We start from the raw sequence: 15,763 nt of genomic DNA, 5'->3' as shown, positions 1-15,763 counted from the left end.
TAATTAAAAACATTATGAACGAAGACATTAAATTTATCATAGATACGACCAAAGAAGCAATGGAGAATACCATTACTCACTTAAATAAGCAATTATTAGGAATTAGAGCTGGAAAAGCTTCTCCTGCAATGTTATCGAGTGTTATGGTTGATTATTATGGTTCACAAACTCCATTATCGCAAGTCGCAAATGTAAATAGCACAGATGCGCGTACAATCACAATACAGCCGTGGGAAAAAAGTATGATTCAAGAAATTGAAAAAGGAATTATGATTGCAAACCTTGGATTCAACCCAATGAATAATGGTGAATCTGTTATTATCAACGTTCCGCCATTAACTGAAGAACGCCGTAAAGATTTAGCAAAACAATCTAAAAGTGAAGCTGAAGATGCTAAGGTTGGAGTTAGAAATGCACGACAAGAAGGAAACAAAGAAATCAAAGGTCTTGAAGTTTCCGATGACGCAAAGAAGAATGCAGAAATTGACATACAAGCATTAACAGATAGTTATAGCAAGAAGATCGATGAGATTTATGCATTGAAAGAAAAAGAAATTATGACGGTTTAAAAAACGTTAAACTTATAATAAACTTAAAATATGGCGACCAATGGTCGCTTTATTTTTTGTAACATTATGCCATATTATTCGTTATAAGAAAAAGGTCGCTACAAAATAAGTCGCAATACAAACGTTGATAGTAACGAAAGTATTTCTCGACCAATTACATCTGACCTCTAAAACATACCATAACAGATGAAAAAATCTTTACTGATTTTTATTTTATTATTCAGTTCCGTTGTTGCTTTTGCTCAACAAACAATTTCGGGAGTTGTAACCGACAAACAATCTAAGGAAGCATTACCGTTTGCGAATATCTTTATTTCTACCTCAAAAGGTACAATTACCGATGCGGAAGGAAAATTTACCCTAAATTTGAAACAAAATATTTCTTCGATCAAGGTTTCATACATCGGCTACAAAACAATCACAGTTCCTGTTGATCAAAATACTACCTTTTTAAAAATACAATTAGATCCTTCACAAGAAGCTTTAGATGCTGTTGTATTATACAATAAAGAAAATCCTGCATTGCAAATTATGCGTGATGCGATTTCTAATAAAAAATTAAATGATCCAGAACGCAAACTAAAAACGTTTAAACTCAACTCATACAATAAACTTTTAGTCACTGCGAATCCTGACTCTATCAATGGACAAATTGATTCTATCTACACTAAAAAAGATGGAAAATTAGTCTTTAAACAAGTGGATTCATCCAATTATAGCTTCAAAAAAGATATTACACGAAGTCATATTTACATGACGGAAAAAGTCAGTGAAGTTTCTTTTAGTGCAGAGAAAGGAAAGCGTGAAAAGATTCTAGCGACTCGCATGGCAGGTTTTAAAGAACCTATTTATGAAGTATTAGGCATTAAAATTCAGTCATTCTCCTTTTACAAAAACAAATATGAACTTTTTGGGACTTCTTACACAGGACCAATGGCAGGAAATGCACTTTCTAAATACAATTACAAAATATTAGATACTGTTAGCAATAGCAATCGCGAATCTTATATGATTTATTACAGTCCGAAGAAAAAAGGAAAAACTTCTGGCCTAGAAGGTATTTTATATATTGATCGCGAATCGTATGCTTTACAAAAAGGAATTGCAGAAATAAAAGGTGTGATTGACATCAAAGCTGTTCAAAATTTCGAATACAATGAAGCCTTTGCAGTTTGGTTTCCAACCGATAAAGAAATTCAAATTAGAAAAGGAAAGACTGACGATTCTGTATCTCTTTTTGGACAAACTATCAAAGTACAACGCGGACAAGTACAAGACAGTACAAAAACTGTTCGTAGCAACAAACAAGATGTAGACGATTTTGTGTATTTGAGTTCAAAAACCCAAAATTTTGACTTAACTATTAATGAGCCTGTAAAAATTCGCGGACGTGGTTTAGCCATAGAAATTGACGAACAAGCACATGACAGAAGTCAAGAATACTGGAACAGATTTCGAACCGATAGTATCACAAAACGAGGCAAAGAAACTTATGTGGTTTTAGACAGTATTATTGCGGAAGATGGCGTTGAAAAAGATATTTACTTAGCAAGAAAGTTACTCAAAGGATATTATCCGACGAAATATATCGATTTAGATTTACGCTATTTATTAAAGTATAATAATTACGAAGCATTTCGTTTAGGACTTGGCGGAGTCACTAATGCGAATTTTTCTACTAAATATCGCATTAATGGTTATGGTGTTTACGGAACGCGTGACAAAGATTTTAAATTTGGAGTTGGCGCTGCAGCACGATTGGATAAACGCACGCAGACTTGGTTTGGCGTATCATACACAGATGATTTAGTAGAAACAGGAAGCTCTCGTTTTATTACAGATAGACGTGCATTTTCACTCTTTGAGCCGCGATTATTCAATATTGACTTATTCTATGAAACTAGACGTTTAACAGCGAACATAGAGCATCAAATTACAGCAAAAACACATGCTAATTTGATGATTTCCAAAAGCAATGTAGAATCTACCTACGATTATGGTTTTGTAAAAGGCGGAGAAATTTTCAATGCCTATGAGATTACGGAAGCTATTTTTTCTGTGCAATGGAATCCATTCAGTGAATACATGCAAACGCGTCACGGACGTAATGAAATTAAAAAAGGGTTTCCACAATTTGCTTTTCAAGCAACTCAGAGTTTTGACGGACTTTTAGGCGGTAATTTCAACTATACAAAGTTAGACTTTAGAATGGTGCATGAAATAAGACCTATTGATAAAGGAGTTACTTCTTTTTTAATAAAAGGTGGCTTAGGTTTGGGCGATATTCCTATTTCGCATTTATATCATACATCACCAAACAATCCTAACAAAGACGTATTATTACAGCGTTTTTCTATTGCAGGAAGAAATAGTTTTGAAACCATGTATTTCAATGAGTTTTTCTCAGATAAATTTGCCATGTTTCAAGCAAAACATCAATTCAAGCCTTTTAAAATTACAAGAGGTTTTCGTCCAGAATTGACATTAATTTCACGATTTGCTATTGGAGATGCCAAAGATATTGACAGACATTTAGGACAGCAATTCAACTCTCTACGTCATGGTTTTTCTGAATCTGGATTTGAAATCAACAAACTTTTTGCAGGCTTCGGATTAAGCTTTATGTACCGATATGGTGCATATCATTTACCTAAATTCGAAGATAATTTATCATTTAAATTCACTTATTATTTTAGTTTAGGATTCTAGCTAGCTTCAATCGTTTTTCATAAATTTGCACGAGCAAAAATGGAATAATGATTAAATGGATAAATACGCGCTTTTGGTCAAGTGTAGCAAGACTGATTCTTAGAAACAGAATCGTTATTCTTGCACTTGTTATAGCGATGACAGTATTTTTAGGATACCAATGGAAAAACATGCGTTTCTCCTATACAGAAGCTAATTTATTACCTGACAATCATCCCGTAAACATTGAATACAACAAATTCCTTGATATTTTTGGTGAAGAAGGAAACCTCATTATTCTTGCTGTCAAAGACAGTTCTTTGTTTACTCCGCAAAAGTTCAATGCTTGGAATAGATTAAGCAAAAGACTCAATGCAAAACCAGAAGTAAGCGCCGTAATTTCTACTGAAAATCTCAAAAAACTAATCAAAGATGATGAAAACGAAAGCTTTACATTAAAAGATTTAGTTTCTGGAGAAGTAAAAACACAAGTTGAAGTTGACGACATCAAAAATGAATTATTCAACAATCTTCCTTTTTACGAAAGCTTGCTATTTAATGACGAAGGAACCATTAGAACAGCGGTTTATTTAGACAAAGAGATCGTAAACACCATTGTTCGTAAAGATTTTATATACGATGAAATTCTTCCCATAATTGAAGAATTTGAACAAGAAACAGGACTTGATTTACGTGTTTCTGGAATGCCATACATTCGTACGCTTAATTCACAAAATATTGTTGATGAAATCGGTTTATTTATTGGCGCTGCGCTATTAATTACAAGTTTGATCTTTTTCTTTTTCTTCCGATCGTTTCGCGCCACTTTTATCTCTATGATTGTAGTAATTATTGGTGTAATGTGGGCATTTGGCGTTTTAGGATTACTGCATTACGAGATCACTGTATTAACAGCTCTGATTCCACCATTAATTATTGTAATTGGAATCCCGAACTGTATATTTTTCATCAATAAATATCAGCAGGAAATAAAAAAACACGGAAACCAAGCGAAATCATTACAACGTGTAATTTCAAAAATTGGAAATGCTACGTTAATGACCAATGTAACCACAGCTGCTGGTTTTGCAACCTTTATCATCACGGAAAGTAAACTTCTCAAAGAGTTTGGTATTGTAGCATCTATCAATATCATTGCTATTTTTATTTTGTCACTTTTAATCATTCCGATTATCTATAGTTTCATGGCATTGCCAAAGCAAAAACACTTAAATCACTTAAACAAACGTTGGATTGGTGGCTTTGTAGGCTGGATGGAAAAAATGGTGCGTCATCACAGATTTGCTGTATATGTTACCTCTGTGATTTTATTAGCTTTAAGTATTGTTGGAATTTATCAAATACGAATTTCCGGAAGCTTAATTGAAGACATGCCTCAAAACGCAGATTTTTTTAGAGATATTCGCTTCTTTGAACATGAATTTGACGGCATTATGCCATTGGAAATTATGATTGATACCGATCGTAAAAATGGAGTTACAAGACTTCCTACACTAAAACGTATGGAGAAGTTTGAGGATATCATCATGGAAACGCCAGAGTTATCAAAACCAATGTCTATTGTGAGTTTGGCAAAATATTCACGTCAGGCATTTTTTGGAGGTTTAGCAAAAAACTACAGCTTACCTTCTTCTCTTGAAAATAATATCATATCAGCTTACGCTGTAAAATCAAAATCTAATACAAATTTACTCAATAGTTTTGTTGATTCTACAGGTCAATATGCACGTATCACAACGTTCATGAAAGATATTGGCACAGATAAAATGGAACGTATCGAAGAAAATTTACAAGCCAAAATAGACAAAACGTTCAAGGGAAAATACAAAGTAACCATGACAGGGAAAGCATTGGTTTTCCTAAAAGGAACAAAATATTTGGTAGATAACTTAATCATGTCGTTATCGCTCGCCATCTTTTTAATTTCCTTATTCATGGCGTACTTATTCCGTTCGTTCCGAATGATTTTAATATCTTTAGTTCCTAATCTACTTCCACTACTCATTACTGCTGGAATGATGGGCTTTTTAGGCGTTCCTATCAAACCTTCTACCATTTTAGTATTTAGTATAGCTTTTGGAATTTCTGTAGACGATACAATTCATTTCTTAGCAAAATATAGGCAAGAACTACGAAGTAATCACTGGAAAATTAGAAAATCTGTCTACGCTGCATTGCGTGAAACTGGTGTTAGTATGTTTTACACATCTATTGTTTTATTTTTCGGATTTTCGGTATTTATGATATCTAGTTTTGGTGGAACTGTCGCTTTAGGCGGATTAGTCTCTGCTACGTTACTCTTTGCCATGCTAGCAAACTTATTACTATTGCCTTCCTTATTGCTTTCGCTAGAACGAAGCATTGCTAATAAGCGTGTATTAAAAGAGCCTAACTTTAGAATCCTTCCTGAAAAGGAAAACAGAAAACTATCTGAACTTACACGAAAAGAAGATGATGATGAAAATGAAGGAGAAGCTAACAAACACAAAGGAAAGTATTTAAAAAATAAAGACTAAAAACTTCTTTAACTGTATTCATACTTTATTCATTATCCCTAAAAAGGAAAACATAAAAATACAGCAACCAATACTTTTTAATATTTTTGATGCATGAGTAAGTTTCTATGAAAACAATTGCAACAGAAATACCTACTAGTATTTGGTATGAAATAATTGAATTTTTCAAAAAATCTGATTGGACTGTTGTTACAGATTATAGACAATTTGACAAAGGCATTGACTTTGATTTATACGAATTTCAAAAAGAAAATGAATTTGTTTTATGCACTTGGGACAATTGGTTTGAAGGAGAAATAAAAGCAAGTGATAATTTATCACGTACTTTAGAAAAAGAATTTCAAATCAACTTCAAATTTGGGATACTTGAACATTTAGGAATTGAGAATGTAGAAAAGTTCAAATCAATTTTGACTAAAATGAAATAAAGCCTGAAGCTGTTGTTACAGCATTCAGACTTTATAGGTTCCCCCAAACCTACCTTAATTTACTTAATCTTGAAGACAAATTAAGATTACAATTGATTAATAGCCATGACAAATATATGTCAAGATTGAGCGTTTAAGCAAGGGGAAAAATCCCCTTTTTACTGGGTAATTCCCTTTTATTTCTAGGTATTTTTACGCCCTGACGTATTCTCTCAACAGAAAAACATACTCTTCGTACAAAATGTGTCTTTATTTTTACCTCACAACCTTTTACTTCTATTATTTTTGTAAGACTTCCATCAGATTCTATTACTCATGAATTTATATTATTTGCCAACGGATTCCTGAATCTATGATTTCACTTATAATCATATAGGTTTGCTTTAAAAAATTGTTGTAGCCTATTTCATAAGTTTTCACTAATAAACTATATTTGTCGCCTAAATTATTATAGAGATGAAATCATACACAGTCATTGAGTTATTAAACTCAGAAACATTACTACAGGAAGTTACTGTAAAAGGTTGGGTACGAACTTTTAGAGCAAATCGTTTTATTGCTTTAAATGACGGATCTACCATAAATAATATTCAATGTGTTGTTGATTTTGAAAATACGAATGAAGACATTCTAAAACGTATTGGTACTGGTGCTGCTGTTTCTATTACTGGAGAATTAATTGAAAGTCAAGGAAAAGGACAAAAAGTAGAAATTCAAGTAAAAGAAGTTACCATTTTAGGTGATGCTGATCCAGAAGAAGTATCAAAGACAATTCTTCAACAGAAAAGACATACACTCGAAAAACTACGTGAACAAGCTCATTTACGTACACGTACAAATACATTTAGTGCTGTAATGCGTTTACGTTCTTCGTTATCATTTGCTATTCATAAATATTTCAACGATAACGGATTCTATTATATGCATGCGCCAATTATTACTGGAAGTGATGCAGAAGGTGCTGGAGAAATGTTTCGCGTAACAACGTTAGATCCTAAAAATCCACCATTGGATGAAGAAGGAAACGTAGATTATTCAAAAGATTTCTTTGGAAAGGAAACAAATTTAACCGTTTCTGGACAGTTAGAAGCAGAAACGTATGCAATGTCACTTGGAAAAGTGTACACATTTGGACCAACGTTTAGAGCCGAAAACTCAAATACATCACGTCATTTAGCAGAATTCTGGATGATTGAACCAGAAGTTGCTTTTATGGACTTAGCAGGAAACATGGACTTAGCAGAAGACTTCATGAAATCTGTTTTAAGTTATGTACTGGAACACAATGCAGACGATTTAGCCTTTTTAGAAGAACGCTTAATTAAAGAAGATAAAACAAAACCTCAGGCAGAACGTAGTGAAATGACACTAACTGAGAAATTACGTTTTGTAATTGATAATAACTTCAAGCGCGTAAGCTATACAGAAGCTATTGATATTTTACGCAATTCGAAGCCAAACAAAAAGAAGAAATTCAAATATTTAATCAACGAATGGGGCGCAGATTTACAAAGTGAACATGAACGCTTCTTAGTAGAAAAGCATTTTAAATGTCCTGTGATTTTATTTGATTACCCTGCAAATATCAAAGCATTTTATATGCGCTTGAACGAAGATGAAAAGACAGTTCGTGCAATGGACATCTTATTCCCTGGTATTGGAGAAATTGTTGGAGGATCGCAACGTGAAGAACGCTTAGACGTATTAAAAGAAAAAATGGCTGCTTTAGACATTCCTGAAGAAGAACTTTGGTGGTATTTGGAACTTCGAAAATACGGAACTGCAGTACATTCTGGTTTTGGACTTGGTTTTGAGCGTTTGGTAATGTTTGCTACAGGTATGAGCAACATTAGAGACGTGATTCCTTATCCAAGAACTCCACTAAATGCAGAATTTTAAGAAACAAAACATAAAAATTAAAAGCAGACAATTGTCTGCTTTTTTTATATACGCTATTTTCTTTTTTATGGAATATTTTGCCTGTTAAATACGAAAACTGCAAACACAGGAAATACCTTGTTATTTTTTGCAATGTCGCTTTCGATACCTTTATAGGTTTCTTATATTTGTGTAAAACAAAGACCCATTTTTAAAAAAATTAATCGTAATTTTAAATAATGGTCTCATTTTTGATTGGCACTACCAAAACAATACAAAACCAATCCATTTTAAACCTTTAAAAAGGTTGTACACAAACTAATATGCTAAAACAACAACTAAACTTTAAACTATCTCAGAAGCTATCTCCACAGCAGATTCAATTGATGAAATTGATTCAGTTGCCTACTCAGGCATTTGAACAACGATTGAAGCAAGAACTAGAAGAAAATCCTGCTTTAGATAGTGGTAAGGAACAAACTGATGATTTTGACGCTGATTTGTCTAATGATTATGAAGATGATTACGGCAATGAAGCAATTGCAGCAGAAGATATAAATGTAGACGAATATTTGAGCGATGACGAAATTCCTAATTATCGCTTACAGGCAAATAATTACAGTGTTGATGATGAAGAAAAAAGTGTTCCGTATGCTTCAGGAACCTCTTTTAATCAACATTTAAAAAATCAATTAAATACTGTTAGACTTTCTGAAGAAGACCGAGAAATTGCAGAGTTTTTAATAGGAAGTGTTGACGAAAGTGGCTATATCCGTAGACCTCTAGAAGATATTGTAGACGATTTAGCATTTACACAAAATATATTTACTACAGACGAAAATATAGCTGGCATACTGAGCATTGTTCACGAATTAGATCCTGCTGGAGTTGGCGCTAGAAATTTACAAGAATGTTTGTTAATTCAGTTGCGTCGCAAAGAACCGACAGCTTCTATAGAAATGGCAATCAATATTTTAGATAGATCATTTGAGCATTTTACTAAGAAACATTATAAGAAGCTTCTCCAAAAATTTGATATTACCGAAGTAGAATTGCGTGATGCTATTTTGGAAATTGAACGTTTAAATCCAAAACCTGGCGGATCGTATGCCGGAAACACAAAAATTATAGAACACATAGTTCCCGATTTTACAATTCGCATTGTAGAAGGTATTTTAGAACTCACTTTAAACGGACGTAACGCACCAGAATTGCATGTTTCTAGAGATTATAACGACATGCTTAAAGGCTATAAAGATACGCGTCAGAAGACGAAATCTCAGAAAGATGCCGTGATGTTCATAAAACAGAAGTTAGATGCTGCAAAATGGTTTATTGATGCTATTAAGCAACGCCAACAGACACTGTTGGTTACAATGAATGCTATTTTGCATTATCAGGAAGAATATTTCCTTACTGGTGATGAGCGCAAGCTGAAGCCAATGATCTTAAAAGATATCGCTGATATGATCAATATGGATGTTTCTACCGTATCACGTGTGGCAAATAGCAAATATGTAGATACACCGTATGGAACGAAATTGATCAAAGAATTTTTCTCTGAATCGATGAAAAATGAACAAGGAGAAGATGTTTCTACACGAGAAATCAAAAAGATTCTGGAAACAGTTATCGAAGAAGAGAATAAGAAAAAACCATTGACTGACGAAAAATTAGCGACGATTTTAAAGGAAAAAGGATATCCAATTGCACGTAGAACAGTTGCAAAATATAGAGAACAGCTTGATATTCCTGTAGCACGATTACGAAAAAAAATCTAATGCGTGCATTTTTAAACCTTATATCATATATATTTCATCCTATTTTTATTCCAGTGATGGCAACGGTTGGCTATTTTTTAGTCACACCAAGAATGTACGAATTAGGTTTTAAAATAGACGTTGCGATTACAATTTCTATTTTTACCATCTTCATTCCTATCCTGATTTTTATTCTATTGAAACGTTTTGGACTGATTGATTCAATTTTTGTAAAGAAAGTTGAGCAACGTAAAATTCCGCTATACATTTACGTTTTGGTATTATTTCTTATCATTACCAAAGTCATAACGAAGTCTATTTTTGCAGAGTTGTATGATTTCTTTTTAGGAAGTTTAATTGCAGCTTTGGCTTGTTTAGTTTTAGTCCTATTTCGTGTAAAAGCAAGTATGCATATGATGGGAATTTCAGGACTTGTTATGTTTTTAATCGTATTAAGTATTACTTATCAACTTAACATTACGTTCGCTTTAAGCATTCTCATTTTTGCGATTGGATTGGTCGCCACTTCTCGCCTATTCTTAAAAGCTCACACTGTTTCCGAATTAATTATCGGCTTTTTTATTGGTTGGATTCCGCAATTACTAGTCACATTTCATTGGTTATAAGATGTAAAACATCAAACCAACTTTAATAATATTCATTTCAAATTGTTCACCATCTGTTGTAACTGTTGTGTCTTTAAAAAGTTTGTTAAGTCCGTAGTATAGATGAAAATTCCATGTGTTATAACCTGCACTGAGCGTTAACCCATATTGGAAGCGATTTATGTCTTTGTTTTGAAACTTAATTTTTTCGTTATCGCCTACAAATTTTGAAACTCCAGAGAAGATATACCCAAGTTTAAATCCTCCATAAATACGCCAAAACTTATAATCACTTGCTGTAGACGTTCTCCAGCGAAATTCCAAAGGAAGCTCTACTACATGTGTTCTGTATTTATTACGCTTAAAACCTTCATTGCTAGCTATAGCCTCATAAGTAATTCCATTAGGAGTCTCAGTAGCTTTTAAATTATGAAAATAGGAATTATAAGAATATCCTAAACCAACTCCAATTGCTTTATTACGCTTTTTATTGATCGGAAAATCACGAATGACTCCAATATGCAAGCCGTTTGATAAATTGTTCTGAGAAATACCTCTAGGGCGATTTTGAAGAATGTTATAGGTAACTCCAATATAAATTTGATCTTCTCTGTATTTATCATCAGGAATTGTGTCTTGTTCCACTTCTTGCGCTAAAAGACATTGCATTCCTAAAAAAACAAATAAGATTCCTAAAACAATACGTTTTCCAATTTCCATGTGTTTACAAAATAATTTTTCGAACAATTAGTAACAAGATAGTACAAAAAAAGCACTCTAAAAAAGAGTGCTTTTTAAAATATAAATTTAAGATCTTCTATTTGTAATTTTGACTTACTTCACCTTTTCTAGTAGTGTAGTTAATCTTTAAAGCATTAATTTCACGAAGTTGTTGTTTAATATCTGCTATTAATCCCATATTCGTTTCATTATCTACTTTTAAGGCAGTAATAGCAACATTTCTAAATTCCTGCCCAAGATCATTGTTCAATGTATTAAACCAATAATCTTTGATTTCAGAAACATCAGCAAACTTATCATTTAACTGAATTTTTGCTTGTGTTCCTAGTTCACTTTGATACCTTAAGCTTGGCTTTCCTGCGTAAATGTAGATTACAGGATCTGTTTTATCAAGTTTTTGAACCTGATCAGCATAAGGTAACTCTTGTTTTACCTTGTAATCATCTTTCTTAAAGGTTGTTACCGTCATGAAGAAAAATAATAACATGAAAACGATATCTGGTAAAGCTGCTGTAGATACTGGTGGCAACTCACCACTTTTTTTCTTTTTAAATTTAGACATAGTACGCTACGTTTTAATTATTAGTTTCTGCTTCAGATATCTTTAAAGGATACATATTCTTTACAACCTCGAGTTTTTCTTTCAATTCTTCTTTAAGTCGCGTATCTGTTTGAGGATGCGCTGCTACAGAATCCATGAAAGTATAAGCTTTCTCGTTTTTATTTCCATACTTCTTACCATAAAGCTTATAAGCTTCACGATTTCTTAAGAAATTATAAGCTCCTACAAGCTCATTTTGCACAGAAATAAATGTTTTGTATTCAGTTTCTCTGTCATTTCTTACAGAGATAATTGCTTTGTTCGGATGATCGGATGAATCCTCACTTCTTTTACCTTTACAGTAGTTACAAGGCTCTCCTTTTTCGTTAGTTCCTCCACCGTTGTCTAGGAAATCGATAGCTGCTTGACGCAAGTCTTTCAACTCCATCACTTCTTCTTCAACCAAAAGATCATTGTTTTTATTTACTAATACTGTAAATAAGTTCTTTTGCTTAATGATAGGTGGTGTTACTCCTGGAGGTGGCATAGGCGGCAACTTTCTGTTGATCCCTGAATCCTCCTGGAAGGTTGTTGTAACTAAGAAAAAGATAAGAAGTAAGAATGCAATATCGGCCATAGAACCTGCATTAACTTCTGGTATATTTCTTCTTCCCATAATTATCTGTTAAGTGATTTTTTTATTCCAAATCCAATCATTGCTAAAATAGCAATTGCTGCTAAAAAGTAGAACATGTATATTCCTGCTCCTACCCATTTAGAAGTCCCTGCATCTATGGAGATATCTCCAACTTGTCTTAATGTATCACTTGCAGATACATAAGAAAGGATTACAATGATTGCTAGTACAGCTATAGAAATTATTGATTTCTTTAAAGCTTCTGGGTTTGTTGCTAAGTTTTTGATTCCAAAGAAAATTGCAATCAAAGCAGTAACACCAACAAGTATTTCACCCGCAACAATCATTCCATTTCCTGTAGATTTGCCTGTTAAAATCAAGATGTAAAGCACTAACCCTACAACTGCGATTGCGGCAATCAAGATTGTTAATATTAATTTTAATGATTTCATATTATATTGTATTGTAAAAAGTTGACAGTATTATTTCTTGTAACGAACCAATAAATCTATTAGAGAAATAGATGAATCTTCCATATCGTTTACAATACTATCAATCTTAGCAATAATATAGTTATAGAAAATCTGAAGGATAATACCCACGATAAGACCGAATACTGTTGTTAATAAGGCTACCTGAATAGAACCTGCAATTAACGAAGCATCTAATGTACCTGCTGCTTGAATTTGAGTAAAGGCTTGGATCATACCAATTACCGTTCCCATGAATCCTAACATCGGTGCAATGGCGATGAATAAAGAAATCCAAGATACGTTTCTTTCTAATTGTCCCATTTGTACTCCACCATATGCTACTACAGCTTTCTCTGCATTGTCAACACCTTCGTCCATACGATCTAATCCTTGATAGAAAATAGATGCAACTGGTCCTTTTGTGCTTCTTGCTACTTCTTTAGCAGCTTCTACACCACCTGTTGATAATGCATTCTCAACATTTGCTAATAATCTCTTATTGTTTGTTGATGCCATGTTTAGGTATATGATTCTTTCAATACATATTGCTAATCCTAAGATAAGACATAACAATACAATTCCCATGAATCCTGGTCCACCCTTGATAAAGTATTCTTTTAATACTTGGTGAATTCCTTGAGCCTCTGGTGCTTTATCTGCTACATCTTGCGCTGTTGCAACACCTACATTTAAAATCGTTAACATGGCTACAGCCATAATAGAAAATCCTTTTTTCATTTCTCTTGAACTTAAATTTTGTTAGTTAATCGGGTTAAAGATATAAAAATTTTATAATTATTTACGATAAATTTCTGCAGAGAGGAAGGGATTCGAACCCTCGATACGGTTGTGCCGCATACACACTTTCCAGGCGTGCGCCTTCGACCACTCGGCCACCTCTCTCTATCGTCGGGCAAATAACAAAAAATATTTTAGTTTTTGAAATATATCCAGTTATTTTTAGGACATTTCACCTCTAATTTGTGTTTCAAAGGCAGTTTTGAACTCATATTGATTCATTTTTCTTCCCAAAAGATACATCAATTTTGCAATGGCTGCTTCTGTTGTAATGTCTTTACCGCTGATGATTCCTAGCTTTTTTAAAGCAACACTTGTTTCATATTGCCCCATAATAACTTTACCACCTGAACACTGCGTAACATTCACAATAATTATACCTTTTTGCTTTATTTCTTGTAAAAATTCTAAAAACCAAGCTTCTGTAGGTGCATTTCCTGCTCCATATGTCTCTAAAACAATCGCTTTTATAGTATTTGAAGCTAGAAAACCTTCTAAACTTGTACGTGTTATACCTGGAAAAAGTTTAATTAATGCAATGTTATTATCTATGTTTTTGTGTACTTGAAGTGATTTTCCTTCTGCAGGACGCCATAGATTTTCTTTGAAAATTTTTAAATGCACTCCCGATTCTGCTAATGGCGGATAGTTGAGTGAGTTAAACGCTTCAAAATGTTCTGCGTTTATCTTTGTCGTTCTATTGGCTCTATATAATTTGTATTCAAAGTATAAGCCAACTTCCTTAATTTGCGGTTTTCCTTGTTCATCTTGCAAGGATGCTATTTGAATTGACGTAATTAAGTTTTCTTTGGCATCTGTACGCAAATCTCCAATTGGCAATTGTGAACCTGTGAATATGACTGGTTTTGCTAGATTTTCTAACATAAAACTTAAGGTTGCTGCCGAATAACTCATCGTATCACTTCCGTGCAATACCACAAAACCGTCAAACGCATCATAGTTTTCTTCAATAATTGTTGCGATTCTAATCCAATAACTAGGATTCATATCTGAAGAATCGATAGGTTCTTCAAAGGCAACAGTTTCTATGTCACAATCTAAATGTGAGAGCTCAGGAATGCGCTCCAAAAGCTTATCAAAGTTGAAGGCACGCAAAGCTCCTGTTTCAAAATCTTTGATCATTCCAATTGTTCCACCAGTATATATTAAGAGGATTTTTGGCTGTGTCATTGTTTATTGCGGTTGATTTGTTTATCTGTTTTTCTGCTTTAAATACCAAAGATGGCTTTTGAATTTTCTGTGGTGATTTTTGCGACTTCTTCTACAGATAACTCATAGATTGAAGCTACTTTTTCCAGTACATTCATCACATAACTACTTTCATTGCGTTTTCCTCTGTAAGGAGTTGGTGCTAAGTAAGGTGCATCAGTTTCTAATACAATATGTTCTAGAGGAATTTCATTTAGAAATTTATCTATTTTTCCATTTTTAAATGTAACTACACCACCAATTCCAAGTTTCATATTGTATCCTATTGCTTTTTCTGCATGTTCTTTGGTTCCTGTGAAACAGTGGAAGATTCCGAATAATGTATCTGATTTTTCTTTTTCTAACACTTCAAATACTTCATCAAATGCATCACGACAATGAATAACAATAGGTAGTTTGTTTTTTTTTGCTAATTGAATTTGATATTGAAATGCTTCTTGTTGTTCTTTTAGGAATGTTTTATCCCAATATAAGTCGATTCCAATTTCGCCAACCGCATAAAATTTGCGTTCAGTAAGCAATGTTTCTACATGTGTAATTTCTTCTTTGTAATTTTCTTTTACATGCGTTGGATGTAGTCCAGACATTAAAAAGACTTCATTTGGATAGTCTTTTTCAAGCTGAAACATGCGTTCTGTATATGTTGAATCGATAGCTGGCACAAAAAAACGGCGCACACCATTGTCAAGCGCACGACGCATCATTTCATCCCTATCTTCATCAAAAGCTTCACTGTATAAGTGTGTATGTGTATCTGTAATTATCATGGCGTAAAAATAGTATTTTCAAGAGGAATTTTGCGCAGGTTGTTTTTAAAAAATCAGAGTTCGATCTAATTAGATTCAATTCAAATTTTAAAACATTAAAAAATCATTCCG

14 protein-coding genes and 1 tRNA gene are annotated in these 15,763 nt (G+C 33.3%); 7 read left to right on the top strand and 8 right to left on the bottom strand.

All coding sequences use genetic code 11. The features are described from left to right. The first annotated feature begins 14 nt into the window (after positions 1–14). The 7 genes from frr (at position 15) to ACOQOS_RS17135 (ending at position 10,486) form a co-directional block, all read left to right on the top strand. Positions 15–569, top strand: coding sequence for a ribosome recycling factor (gene frr, locus ACOQOS_RS17165; protein WP_420571701.1), 555 nt, complete (start codon positions 15–17; stop codon positions 567–569). A 186-nt stretch (positions 570–755) separates the two neighbouring features. Beyond that, positions 756–3,278, top strand: a complete 2,523-nt coding sequence (locus tag ACOQOS_RS17160) for a DUF5686 family protein (protein WP_420571700.1) — start codon at positions 756–758, stop codon at positions 3,276–3,278. A gap of 47 nt (positions 3,279–3,325) precedes the next feature. Further along, positions 3,326–5,794, top strand: a complete 2,469-nt coding sequence (locus tag ACOQOS_RS17155; RefSeq protein WP_420571699.1) for an efflux RND transporter permease subunit — start codon at positions 3,326–3,328, stop codon at positions 5,792–5,794. Positions 5,795–5,901: 107 nt separating this feature from the next. Next, positions 5,902–6,222 (top strand): hypothetical protein, encoded by a 321-nt coding sequence (locus ACOQOS_RS17150; protein ID WP_420571698.1) that lies wholly within the window; start codon positions 5,902–5,904, stop codon positions 6,220–6,222. Positions 6,223–6,678: 456 nt separating this feature from the next. Then, positions 6,679–8,121 carry an asparagine--tRNA ligase gene (gene asnS / locus ACOQOS_RS17145; RefSeq protein WP_420571697.1) on the top strand — a complete coding sequence of 481 codons (1,443 nt, stop codon included), beginning with the start codon at positions 6,679–6,681 and terminating at the stop codon, positions 8,119–8,121. Between the two features lie 302 nt (positions 8,122–8,423). Then, a complete protein-coding gene (rpoN, locus tag ACOQOS_RS17140) occupies positions 8,424–9,881 on the top strand; it encodes an RNA polymerase factor sigma-54 (protein WP_420571696.1) in 1,458 nt (485 codons plus the stop codon). Further along, positions 9,881–10,486, top strand: coding sequence for a hypothetical protein (locus ACOQOS_RS17135; RefSeq protein ID WP_420571695.1), 606 nt, complete (start codon positions 9,881–9,883; stop codon positions 10,484–10,486). Before rpoN ends, ACOQOS_RS17135 begins: the two co-directional genes overlap by 1 nt. Here the strand turns inward: ACOQOS_RS17135 and ACOQOS_RS17130 are convergent. From ACOQOS_RS17130 to ACOQOS_RS17095, 8 genes are all read right to left on the bottom strand, one after another. Then, entirely contained in the window at positions 10,481–11,185 is a 705-nt protein-coding gene (locus ACOQOS_RS17130) for a porin family protein (protein WP_420571694.1), read from the bottom strand. The two genes, ACOQOS_RS17135 and ACOQOS_RS17130, sit on opposite strands and share 6 nt — an antisense overlap. Positions 11,186–11,282: 97 nt before the next feature. Further along, entirely contained in the window at positions 11,283–11,768 is a 486-nt protein-coding gene (locus tag ACOQOS_RS17125) for an ExbD/TolR family protein (protein ID WP_420571693.1), read from the bottom strand. Positions 11,769–11,781: 13 nt separating this feature from the next. Then, complete coding sequence (locus ACOQOS_RS17120) at positions 11,782–12,423, bottom strand: ExbD/TolR family protein (RefSeq protein WP_420571692.1); 642 nt, start codon at positions 12,421–12,423, stop codon at positions 11,782–11,784. Positions 12,424–12,425: 2 nt separating this feature from the next. Further along, the gene (locus ACOQOS_RS17115) at positions 12,426–12,836 is read right to left on the bottom strand and encodes a hypothetical protein (protein ID WP_420571691.1); all 411 of its coding nucleotides are present in this window, start codon (positions 12,834–12,836) and stop codon (positions 12,426–12,428) included. A 30-nt stretch (positions 12,837–12,866) separates the two neighbouring features. Next, positions 12,867–13,595, bottom strand: coding sequence for a MotA/TolQ/ExbB proton channel family protein (locus tag ACOQOS_RS17110; RefSeq protein WP_420571690.1), 729 nt, complete (start codon positions 13,593–13,595; stop codon positions 12,867–12,869). 77 nt (positions 13,596–13,672) lie between these two features. Continuing rightward, positions 13,673–13,760: transfer RNA gene (locus ACOQOS_RS17105), tRNA-Ser, on the bottom strand. 57 nt (positions 13,761–13,817) lie between these two features. Beyond that, positions 13,818–14,846 (bottom strand): asparaginase, encoded by a 1,029-nt coding sequence (locus ACOQOS_RS17100; protein ID WP_420571689.1) that lies wholly within the window; start codon positions 14,844–14,846, stop codon positions 13,818–13,820. Between the two features lie 38 nt (positions 14,847–14,884). After that, complete coding sequence (locus ACOQOS_RS17095; protein WP_420571688.1) at positions 14,885–15,652, bottom strand: TatD family hydrolase; 768 nt, start codon at positions 15,650–15,652, stop codon at positions 14,885–14,887. Positions 15,653–15,763 lie beyond the last annotated feature (111 nt).

Source organism: Kordia sp. (assembly GCF_965224175.1).
Classification (GTDB): domain Bacteria; phylum Bacteroidota; class Bacteroidia; order Flavobacteriales; family Flavobacteriaceae; genus Kordia.
Note: the sequence above shows the minus strand (reverse complement) of the source record. Positions and strands in the feature narration are given on the sequence as shown.

What these genes read in the sequence shown, in the direction of transcription:
- rpoN (WP_420571696.1), top strand. Translation starts at nt 8,424, where the DNA reads ATGCTAAAACAACAACTAAACTTTAAACTATCTCAGAAGCTATCTCCA.
- ACOQOS_RS17135 (WP_420571695.1), top strand. Translation starts at nt 9,881, where the DNA reads ATGCGTGCATTTTTAAACCTTATATCATATATATTTCATCCTATTTTT.
- ACOQOS_RS17130 (WP_420571694.1), bottom strand. Translation starts at nt 11,185, where the DNA reads ATGGAAATTGGAAAACGTATTGTTTTAGGAATCTTATTTGTTTTTTTA.
- ACOQOS_RS17155 (WP_420571699.1), top strand. Translation starts at nt 3,326, where the DNA reads ATGATTAAATGGATAAATACGCGCTTTTGGTCAAGTGTAGCAAGACTG.
- ACOQOS_RS17125 (WP_420571693.1), bottom strand. Translation starts at nt 11,768, where the DNA reads ATGTCTAAATTTAAAAAGAAAAAAAGTGGTGAGTTGCCACCAGTATCT.
- frr (WP_420571701.1), top strand. Translation starts at nt 15, where the DNA reads ATGAACGAAGACATTAAATTTATCATAGATACGACCAAAGAAGCAATG.
- asnS (WP_420571697.1), top strand. Translation starts at nt 6,679, where the DNA reads ATGAAATCATACACAGTCATTGAGTTATTAAACTCAGAAACATTACTA.
- ACOQOS_RS17095 (WP_420571688.1), bottom strand. Translation starts at nt 15,652, where the DNA reads ATGATAATTACAGATACACATACACACTTATACAGTGAAGCTTTTGAT.
- ACOQOS_RS17150 (WP_420571698.1), top strand. Translation starts at nt 5,902, where the DNA reads ATGAAAACAATTGCAACAGAAATACCTACTAGTATTTGGTATGAAATA.
- ACOQOS_RS17115 (WP_420571691.1), bottom strand. Translation starts at nt 12,836, where the DNA reads ATGAAATCATTAAAATTAATATTAACAATCTTGATTGCCGCAATCGCA.
- ACOQOS_RS17100 (WP_420571689.1), bottom strand. Translation starts at nt 14,846, where the DNA reads ATGACACAGCCAAAAATCCTCTTAATATATACTGGTGGAACAATTGGA.
- ACOQOS_RS17120 (WP_420571692.1), bottom strand. Translation starts at nt 12,423, where the DNA reads ATGGGAAGAAGAAATATACCAGAAGTTAATGCAGGTTCTATGGCCGAT.
- ACOQOS_RS17160 (WP_420571700.1), top strand. Translation starts at nt 756, where the DNA reads ATGAAAAAATCTTTACTGATTTTTATTTTATTATTCAGTTCCGTTGTT.
- ACOQOS_RS17110 (WP_420571690.1), bottom strand. Translation starts at nt 13,595, where the DNA reads ATGAAAAAAGGATTTTCTATTATGGCTGTAGCCATGTTAACGATTTTA.